This is a genomic window from Brevibacillus sp. B_LB10_24 (genome assembly GCF_046036945.1).
Taxonomy (GTDB): Bacteria; Bacillota; Bacilli; order Brevibacillales; family Brevibacillaceae; genus Brevibacillus_C.
Genome location: NZ_JBJQOQ010000008.1, coordinates 93,493 through 107,764 on the forward strand (window position 1 = coordinate 93,493; position 14,272 = coordinate 107,764).

At 53.2% G+C, this 14,272-nt stretch carries 12 protein-coding genes, 1 other RNA gene and 1 other annotated feature; of the genes, 10 read left to right on the top strand and 3 right to left on the bottom strand.

Features of this window, described 5'->3' with window-relative positions:
- Positions 1-301 precede the first annotated feature (301 nt).
- Complete coding sequence (locus ACI7RC_RS09960) at positions 302-1,504, top strand: copper amine oxidase N-terminal domain-containing protein (RefSeq protein WP_408108092.1); 1,203 nt, start codon at positions 302-304, stop codon at positions 1,502-1,504.
- Between the two features lie 116 nt (positions 1,505-1,620).
- Here the strand turns inward: ACI7RC_RS09960 and ACI7RC_RS09965 are convergent, their stop codons facing one another.
- Both ACI7RC_RS09965 and ACI7RC_RS09970 read right to left on the bottom strand, forming a co-directional pair.
- Positions 1,621-2,472 carry a hypothetical protein gene (locus ACI7RC_RS09965; RefSeq protein WP_408108093.1) on the bottom strand — a complete coding sequence of 284 codons (852 nt, stop codon included), beginning with the start codon at positions 2,470-2,472 and terminating at the stop codon, positions 1,621-1,623.
- Complete coding sequence (locus ACI7RC_RS09970; RefSeq protein ID WP_408108094.1) at positions 2,462-3,046, bottom strand: sigma-70 family RNA polymerase sigma factor; 585 nt, start codon at positions 3,044-3,046, stop codon at positions 2,462-2,464. The genes ACI7RC_RS09965 and ACI7RC_RS09970 overlap by 11 nt, the downstream gene beginning before the upstream one ends.
- A 348-nt stretch (positions 3,047-3,394) precedes the next feature.
- Between ACI7RC_RS09970 and dtd the strand changes: the two genes are divergently transcribed.
- Positions 3,395-3,835, top strand: a complete 441-nt coding sequence (gene dtd, locus ACI7RC_RS09975) for a D-aminoacyl-tRNA deacylase (protein WP_408108095.1) — start codon at positions 3,395-3,397, stop codon at positions 3,833-3,835.
- A 65-nt stretch (positions 3,836-3,900) separates the two neighbouring features.
- Here dtd and ACI7RC_RS09980 read toward each other — a convergent pair whose 3' ends face one another.
- A complete protein-coding gene (locus ACI7RC_RS09980) occupies positions 3,901-5,487 on the bottom strand; it encodes an N-acetylmuramoyl-L-alanine amidase family protein (protein WP_408108096.1) in 1,587 nt (528 codons plus the stop codon).
- Positions 5,488-5,671: 184 nt separating this feature from the next.
- Between ACI7RC_RS09980 and ACI7RC_RS09985 the strand changes: the two genes are divergently transcribed.
- From ACI7RC_RS09985 to ACI7RC_RS10020, 8 genes are all read left to right on the top strand, one after another.
- On the top strand, positions 5,672-5,845 hold the full coding sequence (locus ACI7RC_RS09985) for a hypothetical protein (RefSeq protein WP_408108097.1): 174 nt from the start codon (positions 5,672-5,674) through the stop codon (positions 5,843-5,845).
- 82 nt (positions 5,846-5,927) lie between these two features.
- Positions 5,928-7,442 carry a coproporphyrinogen III oxidase gene (locus ACI7RC_RS09990; RefSeq protein WP_408108098.1) on the top strand — a complete coding sequence of 505 codons (1,515 nt, stop codon included), beginning with the start codon at positions 5,928-5,930 and terminating at the stop codon, positions 7,440-7,442.
- A 75-nt stretch (positions 7,443-7,517) separates the two neighbouring features.
- Positions 7,518-7,756 (top strand) — a binding site (T-box leader).
- 66 nt (positions 7,757-7,822) lie between these two features.
- Complete coding sequence (gene hisS, locus ACI7RC_RS09995) at positions 7,823-9,091, top strand: histidine--tRNA ligase (protein WP_408108099.1); 1,269 nt, start codon at positions 7,823-7,825, stop codon at positions 9,089-9,091.
- Between the two features lie 14 nt (positions 9,092-9,105).
- Entirely contained in the window at positions 9,106-10,893 is a 1,788-nt protein-coding gene (gene aspS / locus ACI7RC_RS10000; protein WP_408108100.1) for an aspartate--tRNA ligase, read from the top strand.
- Positions 10,894-10,946: 53 nt separating this feature from the next.
- Positions 10,947-11,132, top strand: a non-coding RNA gene (gene ssrS, locus ACI7RC_RS10005) — 6S RNA.
- Positions 11,133-11,187: 55 nt separating this feature from the next.
- Positions 11,188-11,943, top strand: a complete 756-nt coding sequence (locus ACI7RC_RS10010; RefSeq protein WP_408108101.1) for a tRNA threonylcarbamoyladenosine dehydratase — start codon at positions 11,188-11,190, stop codon at positions 11,941-11,943.
- A 438-nt stretch (positions 11,944-12,381) separates the two neighbouring features.
- A complete protein-coding gene (locus tag ACI7RC_RS10015) occupies positions 12,382-13,125 on the top strand; it encodes a GntR family transcriptional regulator (protein ID WP_408108102.1) in 744 nt (247 codons plus the stop codon).
- A gap of 279 nt (positions 13,126-13,404) precedes the next feature.
- Positions 13,405-14,250, top strand: coding sequence for a PfkB family carbohydrate kinase (locus tag ACI7RC_RS10020; RefSeq protein WP_408108103.1), 846 nt, complete (start codon positions 13,405-13,407; stop codon positions 14,248-14,250).
- Positions 14,251-14,272 lie beyond the last annotated feature (22 nt).

Sequence of the window (14,272 nt, forward strand, 5' to 3'; positions counted from 1 at the left end):
ATACTTCCAGTCCTTTTTGGTCGACGTGCCGTTTTTTGGAGTGGAGACGGACACCCCGGCTTCCCCGCAGGCGTGCCACGAACGAAGCGAGCCCGTTTTTTTCTTCCCCACCACTATGTTCGCACAAACAAATCCCCGCTGAAACTACTTTCACAGTTTCTCCTGGAGTAATAGTTTCCAATTTTGGTTTTATATGTTATGCTGTAATGTGATTAAACGTTTTAATATAGAGAGGAGACCGTCGAAGATGAAAAAGGGGCAAAAGAGGTTTTTTTGTCTTTTTCTAGCAGGTCTATTTTTTTTGAGCAGTTCGGGCCCTGCTTTTGCAGCAACAAAGCAACAATTCATTGATCAGGTTCGGAATGAGTACCTTGGTTATGAAAAGAAAATGTCTGCTGCCTATCAGACATTTCAAGAAGGTTCGGCCAAAAAATACGAAGATTACAAAAAGTATCAAACGGAGTCATTTGAGCGATTCGCCAGACAAGCAGAGCAAGATGCGCAAAAGCTGGACAAATGGCTCAGTCAGGATCTGGAGAGCGTAACAAAACAATATCGCGGAGATTCTGCCAAACTCAGGGATTACACCAATAAAATCAACCCCAACTATTTAAGCAGTCCGATGCAGCAGTATACCAATAGTACGAATCCCAACTATCTTGGCAGTTTCATGATGAACTATAAAAATGCGGTGAACGAGAATTATTTGAACAGCCCGATGATGAAATTCAAGAACGCAGTAAATGAAAATTATCTGAACAGCCCGATGATGAAGTATAAAAATGCGGTAAATGCGAACTATCTAAACAGTCCCATGTTTCACCTGAAGAATGGAAGCAACACAAACTATCTGAACAGCATTATGTATAAATACAATCGGGGCTCTCTATCCCAGCAGGAAGCCGTCAAACAGTGGGGAGAGTTGTACAAGACAGAGACCCAGGCCATTCAGAACATCGGCAATCGATCCATGGAAGAGATCAAGCAAACCGAAGCTGCAGCAAAAGAGGCCATTTTCAAGCAAAAGTGCACAACCGTTCAAGGGATTTTAGACCAGCGAAAGCAAACACTGGAAACCATTGCCAAGCTGCATCAAGAGTATTTTGGGGAAGAGATCAGCTTTGAACCTTTGATTCCTGACCTCGGCGAAATCAATGTCCTGCTCAATGGCGAATGGCTCTGTTTTGAACAACCCCCAACCCAAATCAACGGGAGTACCCTGGTTCCGATGCGGACTATTTTTGAAAAGCTTGGAGTCGACGTAACATGGCACCAGGAGACCAGTTCCATTACAGCCACGAAAGGATCTACGAAAATATCCTTGACGATCGACAAACCAACGGCAACAGTCAACGGCCAAACCATCACTCTCGGGACACCTCCCCGGTTGATCAATAGTTATACCATGGTTCCCATCCGTTTTGTCAGTGAGTCCCTGGGGGCCGAAGTCAATTGGGATGAAGGAAGCAAAACGGTGTTTATTACTTTAAAAGAATCCGACTAATCTTATAGAATCGCCTTGCCATTCGCGAAAAAGAAAAGGGACGCCTCTGCACGCAGAGAGCGTCCCTCAAGCTATATTTCAGCTTTTTGCTTGATGATAAACGGCTTATATCCTCTTTAGCTAGCAGCTGGGGAAGGAGCAGGGCCAGCACCTTCTGTTGGAGGTGTGTTTTGCATTTTTTCCTTTGCTTTCTCGATTTCTTCCTTCTTCAGAGGTGCGCCAACCTTGAAGCTTTCAATAATTTTGCCCAGTGTCGCCGTATCAAAATCGTCTTGCGCATACAGCTCGACCGTAAAGCCATTGTTCTCCCAAATCACAATCCCGTTTGCGAAGTAAACTGTGGTTTCTTTGATCACTTCTTTTTTCACTTCGCCTGTGGTACCGATGCCGTTTTCTCCCCCCTTGGAAATCAGGAAGTTAACGGTTTTCTCGCCTTTTTCGAACTGTACTTCCGCCATGTTATTGCCATGAATGACTGTGTTGACGTACTTGTAATCTGCCAGCCAGGATGGGGCTGGGAAGTTTAGCCCCAATACGGCACGAGCTTCTTCCACAGTCAGATTAGGACGTACCTGCAATTGAACCTCGCGGGAAGCATCGCCCGCTGCTTGCTCAGATGCGCTATTATCTGCAGATACAGTCGGTTCCTTGTCGTATTGGACGATTTGCATATTTCCCACCTGAAAACGTGCCAGAATGGTTTCCATCATATTTTGTGCAAAAGAGGTAGTCGAGAAAACACTTGTCAAAATAGCAACAGCCATAGCACTTACGGTTACAGTTTTCCATGTATTTTTTTTCATTACGATCTCATCCCTTTTCTTAAAATTTGGTTGAATGGTTCCTGATCTCATTTTGAACGTGAGACGATGGTAGATTCGATCTTTGGAGGCTTTGTCAGTAAGCTCCAGATTGGTAAGCAAGTTGGTTAGATCAGGAAATTCATCTACATTCCGCCTATTTTTCATATTGAAAACCTCCTTTTTCCAGTTCTTGCTGCAGCTTCTTTAGACATCTGTAGAGGACTACACCGATATTTGAACCGCTGACTCCGAGCAGGTCAGCAATTTCCGCGTTTTTCAAACCGGCTGCATACTTCATGCCAATGATGTTACGTTCCTTATCGCTCAGCTTTGCCAGAGCCTTGTACAAGATTTCGTTGCTGTCATCAAGGATGACAATTTCTTCCGGAGATGACCTTGGTAAAATCATGTCCAGAATTGAATCCAGCGAAAAGGTGACTCTTTTTTTCTGTGAGCGGAAGTAATCAGCCACAGCGTTTCTAGCTATCGCAAACAACCAAACTTCAAAATTGGACTTTTGTGGCGAGTAACTGTTGTATTTTGAAATCACTACTTCAAATACATGACTGCAAATCTCTTCCGCTTCATAGTGGTTGTTGATACGGTAGCAAATATATTTGTAGACACGGCTATAGTATGCATCGTAAATCGCAGTAAATTTTTCTTCTGACATGATCCCCTTTTGAAGATCACGAATGTCGCTGTGGCTGATTCCTGTATTCACTTGAGCAACTTCCAACTACTTCTCCTCCCCTCACTTATGAGATACAACCAATAAAGGGATAACAAAACAAATTGCGCAATTTGTTGTGGTTGTGTGAGCCTCACATTAGTTAATACGGAAAACGAATCTTTTTATTAACAAATTGGTTTGGAGAAATGCTTTACATATGGAAAACGTGAGATATTATCAACTAACTGCAGAGGAATAAGAGCGTTCAAGCTGCTCACAGTCCTTTTTGGTCGACGCGCCGTTTTTGGGAGTGGAGACGGACATCCCAGCTTCCCTTGAATATACTTTCACATGACGCTCGTCCCCCGAACTGATATAATGGCCCATATACACAGTTTTGGAGGATATTCACCCATGAGAGTCGTCGTTCAGCGCTCGCAAGCAGCACGTGTCACGGTAGCCGGAGAAGTGGTTGGCCGGATCGAGCACGGCCTGGTGCTGCTTGTCGGCATCACCCATGAAGACACGGAAAAGGAAGTTTCCTACGTAGCAGAAAAAGTGGCCCATCTGCGAATTTTTGAAGACGCGGAAGGGAAGATGAATCACTCTGTTCTGGAGACAGGCGGACAGATCTTGTCCGTCTCCCAATTTACCTTATACGGGGACTGCCGCAAGGGACGCCGGCCTAATTTTATGGCCGCCGCCCGTCCCGAGCAGGCGGAGCCTTTGTACGAATTGTTTAACGAGAAGCTGCGGGAAAAAGGACTGGTCGTGGCGACCGGCAAGTTTGGCGCCATGATGGAAGTCAGCCTGACAAACGACGGTCCGGTCACCCTGATCGTCGAAAGTGAATAAAAGACAGCCGCCCAGCCTCCAATGTTAGATGGAGACTGAGCGGCTGTCTTTTCTTTCATGATTGATTATTGGCCGGACTGGAAGTAACTTACGATCCCTTTGCAGATTCCCTCTGCGGCGAGAGCCTGGTGCTGTGGATCGCGGGCGTTGGCCTCGTCCTCGACATTGGTCAAGAAGTTGATTTCCGTGAGGATCGAAGGCACCGGGTTTTCACGCAGGACGAAGTAGTCGCCGTAGCGGGCGTTCATATCCTTGTACTGCGTTGCCCGAACCAGTTCGGTTTGAACGTGGGAAGCGAGCTTGCTGGACTTTCCCTTGTCGTAATAGAACACAATCGTACCGTTGGTAGCCGTGTTAGGATGCGTGTTGTGGTGAACGCTGACGAACAGATCGGCCTTGTTTTGCTTGGCAATATCTACCCTGTTCTGCAGCGTCGGATAGCTGTCATCCGTACGGGTCATGATCACCGTAGCTCCGGCAGCGGCCAGTTTTGCCTGCAGTAACTGCGCCACCTGCAGGTTGACTTCCTTTTCCAAGGTGTTGTAGTGCGAGCCGGTGGCTCCGCCGTCCTGTCCGCCGTGTCCGGCATCGACGACGATGACCTTTCCTTTTAGCGAGTCCGCCGTGACGACGACCGGCGGTTTATTAGCCAGATCATCCACCAGCCAGTTTGCCACCCAGCCTGTCTTGTTATCTGCTGTTTTTACCTGGATCCAATCGCCCTGTCTGGCAAGCACGGTCAAGCTTGTCCCGTTTGCCAGCGTGGCGATCACCTGTCCATCCAAAGATGGTGTGGCCCGCAGGTTCAGGTTGTCCACATTTACCCGCACGGTTTCCGCTGTCGGGGTGGACGGTGAAGCAGGCTGATCCGGCGCCACAGGACCGATGTCAGGCGGCGGCGCTGTCGACGAGCCGGGTGTTTGTGGCGGCGCCTTCAGGATCCATCCCTCGCGTCCGTCGTAGGTGATTTTTGACCAGCCGTTGGACGTGCCGAGAACCGGCAGAGTGTCGCCAGCGCTGAGCTGGCCGATGGTCTCATACGTTTCTCCCGGACCCGCATGGACATCCATGGTGTCTAGTACGGTGATCGTCTGTTTGGGCTGTTCGGCGGGCGGTTGGGGCGTAGCGGCAGCCTCCTTGCTTTCCTCTACCAGCCAGCCGGCCACCCAGCCAGTCTTCTGTCCGCTTAGTTGAATTTGCATCCAATCCCCGTCTTTCTTCAGGACGGGGTAATTCGTCTTGGGATTGATCTGCTGGATCACGGCTGACGTCGTATTCGGAGCCGTGCGAACATTCAAGCTGTCCACTTTACTCTCAATGTACGATTTGCCCGCCGCTGCCGGCGCAGTCGGAGGAGAGGATGGCTTTGCCGGAGGTGTAACCGCTTTGGCGTATTGGCTGGTGATCCAACCCGTCTTTCCGTTTGGCAAGGTTATTTGATACCAGTCATTCTTTTGGGCAACGACTGGCAGCGTTGTTTTGGCGTTGACACTGGAGATCACGTCGTATGTAAGGCCGGGGCCGGAACGGATATTCACCCGATCTCCCGTTACCTCAACATGGCTGGAAGCGGCATCAGCGGCATAACCTGAAGCGAGACAGACAGCGAGAAGCAGACCGGTACCAGCAAGCTGTTGCAGTCGAGTAAACACGTATGTACATCCTTTCTACAATGTTCTGCTGTTTCTTACATCTCATTCTCATTCGACTTTTTCCCTTGATTTTCCTGCATCAATCGACAAGTTTCTTCGCAGGTTTGGATCGCTCCGAAACCGGAGAGACTACAAGGAAAAGGCAAGTGCCGGCACAATCTTGCCCCGACGCAGGAGGAACACAATGCGACAATCTTTTAAAGGAACGGTTGCGCAACAGATGAACAACAAGGGCGTATCGGTCGACTTTCACGATTTCCTGGAGCGGGAGTCGGCCATGAGCGATGTGGAATTGTCCCGGGAGTTTCATCTCAGCATGAAAGACGGGCGTCAGCTCCGCGGAAAAATGACGCGTTAAACCTGCCAATCGCTTCAGGTTGACGGTCTTCCCCCGGACCGTTACACTTGGCGTAGCGTACTTTGCAAAGCAGGTGACTTTCATGATCCAGATCAAATGTGCAGGACATACATTTGAGCGGGAGATCGGCTTGATCCTCGCTCTGTTTTACGAAGACCCCGAGATCGTGTACGTCGGCGACTGGGATGACAGCCAGTCCGGCATGCGGATTTTTCTCTCGGTCAACCATACCGGTCGGGGAGCCGAGGCACACGGCAGGCTGCAGGCCGAAGGCCGGGAGTTCTCCTTTGACTATACCCGGCCGTACGTCGGCGGCGATCCTAAAGCGGTGCAGAAGACGGCCAAACAAGCGGTCAGCTACACTCTGCTCTGCCTGTTGGAGCAGCTGACGGGGATCGAGCAAGGGTGGGGCATCCTCACGGGAATCCGTCCCACAAAGCTGCTGCACAAGCTGCTGACCTCCGGGATGAGCAGTGAGGAGGCTCATCGCCATCTCAGGGAAGACTACATGGTCCGCCCGTACAAGCTGGAGCTGCTGCAGCGCATCGTCGACCGCCAGCTGCGGGTAGTGCCTGATTTTTACCAGATTGACCGGGAGCTCTCGATCTACATTGGCATCCCCTTTTGTCCGACGAAGTGTGCCTACTGTACGTTTCCTGCTTATGCCATCGGGGGACAAAAAAATTCCGTGGGCGGTTTTCTGGAAGGGCTGCGCTACGAGATCCGCTCCGTCGGCGAGTGGCTCAGGCGGCACGATATGCGGATTACTTCGATCTACTTCGGCGGCGGGACGCCGACCAGTATCACGGCGGAAGAGCTGGACAGCTTGTTTGCCGAGATGCACGCGTCTTTTCCCAATCTGGAACACGTGCGCGAACTGACCGTCGAAGCGGGACGACCGGATACGATTACGCCGGAAAAGATTGACGTCATGAAGAAATGGAAGGTTGACCGGATCAGCATCAACCCGCAGTCTTTTACCGATGAGACGCTGCATGCCATCGGCCGCCACCATTCCGTGCAGGAAACGGTGGAGAAATACCGGCTGGCGATGGAGATGGGATTGACCAATATCAACATGGACCTGATCATCGGCCTGCCAAACGAAGGACTGTCCGATATGGAGCACAGTTTGGCCGAAGTGCAAAAACTGATGCCAAGCTCGCTGACGGTCCACACCCTCTCGTTCAAACGGGCTTCGGAGATGACGCAAAACAAGGAGAAGTACAAGGTGGCCGGGCGGGCGGAAATCCAGCAAATGATGGAGCTGGCCAGCCGGTGGACGGAAGAACACGGCTATGTTCCCTACTACTTGTACAGGCAAAAGAACATACTCGGCAACCTCGAAAACATCGGCTACTCCCTGGAAGGATACGAAAGCATCTACAACATCCTGATGATGGAAGAGGCGCAGACGATTCTCGGGCTGGGATGCGGCGCCGTCTCGAAGCTGATGGCACCCGGTTCGGGCAAATTGACCCGCTGGGCGAATCCGAAAGATCCCAAGACGTACAACGACACGTATAAACAGCTTGTGGCCGACAAATTGCGGGATTTGGATGAACTGTACAACAAGGGTGCAGAGCTTTCCCGGTAAAAAACATTTTTGTGGGAAGCAGTCATTGACTCTGTTTCGACAATTTGCTATGATTCGGTAATAAGTTTTCACATTTTGCATCTGATGATGGGACCGAGTAACCAGGCAACGCATAGCCAGAGAGGAAGTGTCCAAGGCTGTGAGCACTTCTCTATGACGACTTGGCGAATGACTTCCCGGAGGACCCGCTGCGAACAGTAGTGATACTAAGTAGCTGCAGGCGTCAGGCCGACGTTACCGGCCGTAAAAAGCGGGATACTTGTATCCAAAAAGGGTGGCACCACGGGAGTTACAACCAACCTCTCGTCCCTGACGCAAAGCAGATGCTTTCGTCAGAGGCGGGGGGTTTTCTTTTTTAGGTCAAAGAGGAGGGTTAGGACATGTCCAAGATTCAAATCCCGCGCGGTACGCAGGATATCATGCCGGGAACCGTCGAGCTGTGGCACTATGTAGAGCAAAAAATCCGCGATCTCTGCCGACGTTTCAATTACCATGAGATTCGCACGCCGATTTTTGAACACACCGAGCTGTTCCAACGAGGAGTCGGGGAGACGACTGATATCGTCGAAAAAGAGATGTACAGCGTCGAGTGGCGCGGCGAGGGCGGGTTGACATTGCGGCCGGAAGGGACGGCGGGAGTCGTTCGCTCCTATGTGGAGAAGAAGCTGTACGGCGCGCCCAACCAGCCGACCAAGGTGTACTACCTCGGCCCGATGTTTCGCCATGAACGCCCGCAGGCCGGACGCTTCCGCCAGTTTACCCAATTTGGCATCGAAGCGATCGGCGCCGTCGACCCGGCGATTGACGCGGAAACGATTGCGGTAGCGATTCGCCTTTACCAGGAATTGGGGTTGAAGGGATTAAGCGTCGAATTAAACAGCGTCGGGACTCTGGAGGATCGGGCCCGTCACCGGGTAGAGCTGGTCGCTTTCCTGAACAACGTCCGCAGCGAGCTGTGCGAGGACTGCCAGTCGCGGATTGACCGCAATCCGCTGCGGGTGCTCGACTGCAAGAACGCGAAGTGCCAAGCGCTGACGAAGGACGCCCCCTCGATTCTGGACTACCTGAGCGAGGAATCGGCAGCCCACTTTGCAGCAGTGCAGTCCTATCTGACCGATCTGGAGATTCCCTTCACAGTAAACCCGAGATTGGTCCGCGGGCTGGATTACTACACGCAGACCGCCTTTGAGATCAAGATGGCGGAGATTGGCGCCGTGGAAACGCTCTGCGGCGGCGGACGCTACAACGGCCTGGTGGCCGAGCTGGGCGGCGAAGACATGCCGGGAGTCGGTTTTGCGCTGAGCATCGAACGGCTCCTGCTCGCACTGGAAAAACAGGGAGTAGAGCTGCCTGTCGATACAGCGATCGACTGTTACGTCGTCATCCAGACGCCTGAGGCGAAGCGGCAGACCTTTCGCCTGCTGGACCAGCTGCGCAGTGCCGGCCTGACGGCGGAGATGGATTACCTGGACCGCAAGATGAAAGCCCAATTGAAAGCGGCAGACCGCCTGCAGGCCCGCTACACGCTGATCATCGGCGAAGCCGAACTTCAGGCAGGCACGGTCGTCGTCAAGGAGATGGGCACCGGGGAGCAGCAAACCATGTCGGCAAATGAAGCAGTAGCAACGCTTACCAGCAAGCTGAAATAGAGTGGAGGATCGTTATGTACCGTACAATCTTTTGTGGAGAAGTGAACAAAGAGCATTTGGGCCAGGAGATTACGCTGAACGGCTGGGTGAACAAGCGCCGCGACCTGGGCGGGGTCATCTTCATCGACCTGCGTGACCGCAGCGGCATCGTGCAGGTGGTATTCAATCCGGAGGTAAACAAGGAAGCCTGGGAGATGGCAGACAAGGTCCGCAGCGAATACGTCCTGTCGGTGAAGGGAAAAGTGATTGCCCGCGATCCGGAGGCCGTCAATCCCAAGCTGAAAACAGGGGAAATCGAGATCGCTGCTTCCCAGATCACCATCGTGAACGAAGCGAAGACGCCGCCGTTCCAGATTGAAGACGACCTTGACGTAGACGAGCAGGTGCGGCTGAAGTACCGCTATCTCGACCTGCGCCGTCCGGAGATGCAGCGCACCTTCATCCTTCGCAGCAAAGCGGCCAAAGCGTTTCGCGATTTCCTTGACGGACAAGGCTTCCTCGAGGTGGAGACGCCGATACTGACGAAGAGCACACCGGAAGGGGCCCGCGACTACCTGGTGCCGTCCCGCGTCCATCCGAGCGAATTTTACGCTCTGCCGCAGTCGCCGCAGCTGTTCAAGCAGCTCTTGATGGTCTCCGGATTTGAGCGCTACTACCAGATTGCCCGCTGCTTCCGCGACGAAGACCTGCGGGCGGACCGCCAGCCGGAGTTCACACAGGTGGACATCGAGACCTCGTTTTTGCCGATGGAGGAGCTGCTGCCGATGATGGAGCAGATGGTGGCCCACGTGTTCAAGCAGACGATTGGCATCGACGTGCCGACGCCCTTCCCGCGCCTGACCTACCAGGCAGCGATGGACCGCTACGGCTCTGACAAGCCGGACGTGCGCTTTGGCATGGAGCTGGTCGATGTTTCCGACGTCGTGGTGAACAGCGGGTTTAAGGTGTTCGCCAGCGCCGTGGAAAACGGCGGCAGGGTGAAGGGCATCAACGCCAAAGGGTGCGGCCACTACTCCCGCAAGGAAGCGGATGACTTGATGAAGTTCGCGGCCCGCTACGGAGCCAAAGGGTTGGCCTGGATCGGCCTGAAGGACGGCGAATTGAAGGGGCCGATCGCCAAGTTTTTCAGCGAGGCCGAACTGGCAGAGTTGAAAGCGCGGCTCGCCGCCGAAGAAGGCGACCTGCTCTTGTTCGTCGCCGACAAGCCAAAAGTGGTGGCTGACGCCCTGGGAGCGCTCCGCCTGAAATTCGGCCATGAGCTGGGCCTGATCGATCACAGCCAATTCGCTTTCCTCTGGGTGGTAGACTTCCCGCTGGTGGAATGGGATGAAGAAGCAGGCCGCTATGTCGCGCTGCACCATCCGTTTACCCGTCCGAAAGACGAAGACCTGCATCTGTTTGATTCCGATCCGGGAGCCATGCGGGCGCAAGCGTACGACATGGTCCTCAACGGGTACGAGCTGGGCGGAGGATCGATGCGGATCTACAAGCGGGACGTGCAGGAGAAGATGTTCAAGGCGCTCGGCTTCAGCCCCGAGGAGGCGCAGGAGCAGTTCGGCTTCCTGATGGATGCCTTTGAGTACGGCACACCTCCGCACGGTGGCATTGCACTCGGTCTTGACCGCTTGATCATGCTGCTTGCCGGCCGGACCAATCTGCGCGAGGTCATCGCCTTCCCGAAAACGGCCAGCGCTTCCGACTTGATGATGAATGCGCCAGACGCAGTGGATCCGGCACAGCTTCAGCAGCTCCACATTGCCGTGACGGCGGAAGAGGAAGAAGAAGCGAAGGTAAACGCGTAAACGGGGTGTTCGCTGCCTGTTTTTCGCTTCGCCAAATGGGAGATAATAGGATGAGAGTCCTGCGATGTACGTGACTGCCAATCGTTTTGAGCCACAATGATTGTTCAGGGAGTTCCCCGTCCGTTGATCAAAAAGACATGCCTCTGACTTAAGTGGACGTCTGGCTTGATTCGGCAGAACACCCACCTGCCCAAAGCAGGTTCAAAACGCAAGGGAGGCCACGGCATAACGGGGCTCTTTCCCGTTTTCGTCCGCATTGATTTCGATTTAATCTCATCTGAAAGGTTGTTCGTTATGCTCCATCAATTTTCCCGGTGTGAATTGGCGTTCGGGCCGGAAGGGCTGGAAAAGCTGAAAGGGAGTGCTGTGGCCGTGCTGGGGGTAGGCGGGGTAGGCTCGTTTACCGCCGAAGCCCTGGCCCGTACCGGAGTAGGCAAACTGGTCCTGATCGACAAGGACGTCGTCGATATTACGAATATTAACAGGCAGATCCATGCCAACCTGGGGACGATCGGTCAGCAAAAGGTCGAGCTGATGAAACAGCGCATCGCCCTGATCAACCCGGAGTGTGAAGTGGTGACGATGCAGATGTTTTACAACGCTGAGACCGCATCAGAGCTGTTCGCCCACCGGCTGGATTACATTGCCGATGCGATGGATGTCGTCTCCGCCAAGATTCACCTGATTCTCGAAGCGAGGAGACGCGGGATCCCGATCATTTGCAGCATGGGAGCAGCCAACAAAATGGATCCAACCCGGTTTGAAGTGGCAGATATCTCCCGGACCAGCTACGATCCGATCGCCAAGGTGATCCGCCGCGAACTGCGCAAGGAACGCATCTACAAAGGGGTCAAGGTGGTCTACTCCAAGGAGATTCCGGTACCCATCCACGCCGATGTCCTACAGCAGGTCGTCGTCAATCCGGACTCGCCGATCCGCAAGGTGACCCAGCCTCCGGCAAGCAATGCCTTTGTGCCGTCTGTTGCCGGATTAATCATGGCCAGTGTGATCATTCGCGACCTCGTCGGCTGGCAGCCCGTAAAAGGGTAGCCGGATCGGAGCGCGGGGGGACAGCGTACAACAGAGCACAGGGGTATCAAGAATGAAATAGAAAAAGACGCGGGGTGCAGTTCATCAACTGAAGTGCACCTCGCGTTTTTCCTAAACGGTGAACCGTTTTACCTGTTCTGACAGCTTGTTGGCCATTTGCGTCAAGGACTCTGAGGCCGCGTTCATCTCCTCTGTCGAAGCGGTTTGCTGCTGCGATGCGGCGGCCGCCTCCTGGATGTCATTAGCGGCATCCCTGGACACCAGGCTAGGAGTATGAAAAAATGTCTATCCCGACAAGATGGAGGGCTTAGCGTAAAGCTTCGTTAAAATGTTAGGCAGGACAAAGTTGGCGGAATAGTTTGGATTATTTATCATATAGTTAGTGGTATATACCGCTAGCAAAATGACCAATCATCACAACGCGAATAGGAGAGAGTTATGATCGATCGTAACAAGAGAGGTTCTACGTCCGTTCCTTTTTACAAACAGTTGAAAGAGATTATTGTCGAAGAGATTGAAAGCGGCAAGCTGCAGCATGGAGACAAGCTTCCCTCAGAGCGGGATCTGGCCGAGCAGTTCAACATCAGCCGTATGACGGCGAGGCATGCCATCTCCATTCTGGAGCGGGAAGGAGTGGTGGAGCGCCGCGTGGGAGCAGGGACATTTATCGCCCGCAAGCGGATTGAGATGGATTTTATCACGTTCAACAGCTTTACGAAAACGATGCTGGAGCGGGGGATGGTGCCCAGTACGAGGGAGATCCAGATCCGTAGGGATAAGGCGAAATCGGGTCTTGCCAAAGTGCTCGCAATCGAGCCAGGAGAAGAGATCGTCATGATGAAGCGCCTTCGGCTTGCTGACGATATTCCTGTTGCGCTGGAGGAATCACTCATTCCCGTCAAATTCTGTCCCGGGATTGAAACGTATATTGGCTACGACGTCTCCCTCTATCAAGTGCTGGAAGATCAATACGGCATCAAGCTGGTCAGAGCGAATCAGTACATGCAGGTGGGGGTGTCAGATGAGGAAGAGAGTAAGCTCCTAAAGATCAAAAACGAAAGCCCTTGCATTCTGCTGGAGGCGGTGGCGTTCGATACGAACGGCCGGCCGATCGAATTCTCCAAGTCGATGACGCGCAGCGACATTGTCAAATTCTACATGGAGCTTAATTTACAAAAATGATGTGATTCGCAAGAGAGATATTTTTTTTCGATGAAGTGGTATATACCGATTGGACAGCGAATAACGTTGGAATTAAAAATATAACCTATATTTTTATGACCTTATATAACAATCGATGAACTTATAAAAAGGGATGGTTAACGTGAACGAACATATGGAGCAAGGCCCTTAGGCGATGAAGAATCGCCGCTGATGACGACCGTTGCAGCAGCGGGTACTGGCGCGTTTGCGGCCGAGTATGCAGAAAAGTGAGCGATATTGTGGGGGGGGGGAGGAGACATGTTGCACGTTTTTGGGGTCGGTGACAACGTCGTTGACATGTACGTCCATACGAAGATGATGTATCCCGGAGGAAATGCGCTCAACTTCAGCGTCTATGCCAGCCAACTGGGGGCGCGATCCTCCTACCTCGGCGTTTTTGGGAGCGACAGGGCGGCAGCCCACATCATTTCCGTGATGCGGGAGATGGGCATTGACGTATCGCGCTGCCGGCACCATCAAGGGGAGAACGGCTACGCGATGGTGGACGTAGTGGAGGGTGACCGGGTGTTCGTCGGGGGAAACAAGGGAGGAGTGCAGCGGCACTATCCCATCAGGCTGGACAGCGAGGATCTGGCCTGGCTGGCGGGGGCGGATCTGGTTCATTCCAGCTGCTACAGCGGGACGGAAGAGGAGATCGGCAAAATCGCGGCGCTTGGCGTTCCCGTCTCGTACGACTTTTCCGCCGACTGGAACGACGCCTATCTTCGGAAGCTCTGCCCGTACGTCACCTGCAGCTTCCTCTCCTGCAGCCACCTCTCCGACGAAGCGGTCAAAGAGGTGCTGGAAGCGGTGAACCGCTACGGCAGCCGGCTTTGCCTGGCGACGATGGGCACGCGGGGGGCGGTGTTTTACGACGGGACTTCGTTCTACCGTCAGGCCCCGCAGCTGGTGACAGCGACCGATACGCTGGGAGCGGGGGATTCGTTCTTCACCGCATTTATCCTGAACTACCTGGCCGGGCGAAAAGGGGGCGCCGCCGCTTCCGATTTCGGATTGATCACAGAGAGCCTGAAGAAAGGTGCTGCTTTCGCGGCAAAGACGTGTCTGGTTGACGGCGCGTTTGGCCACGGCGTTCCGTTTTAACACTTTTCAATGAATCAAGGAG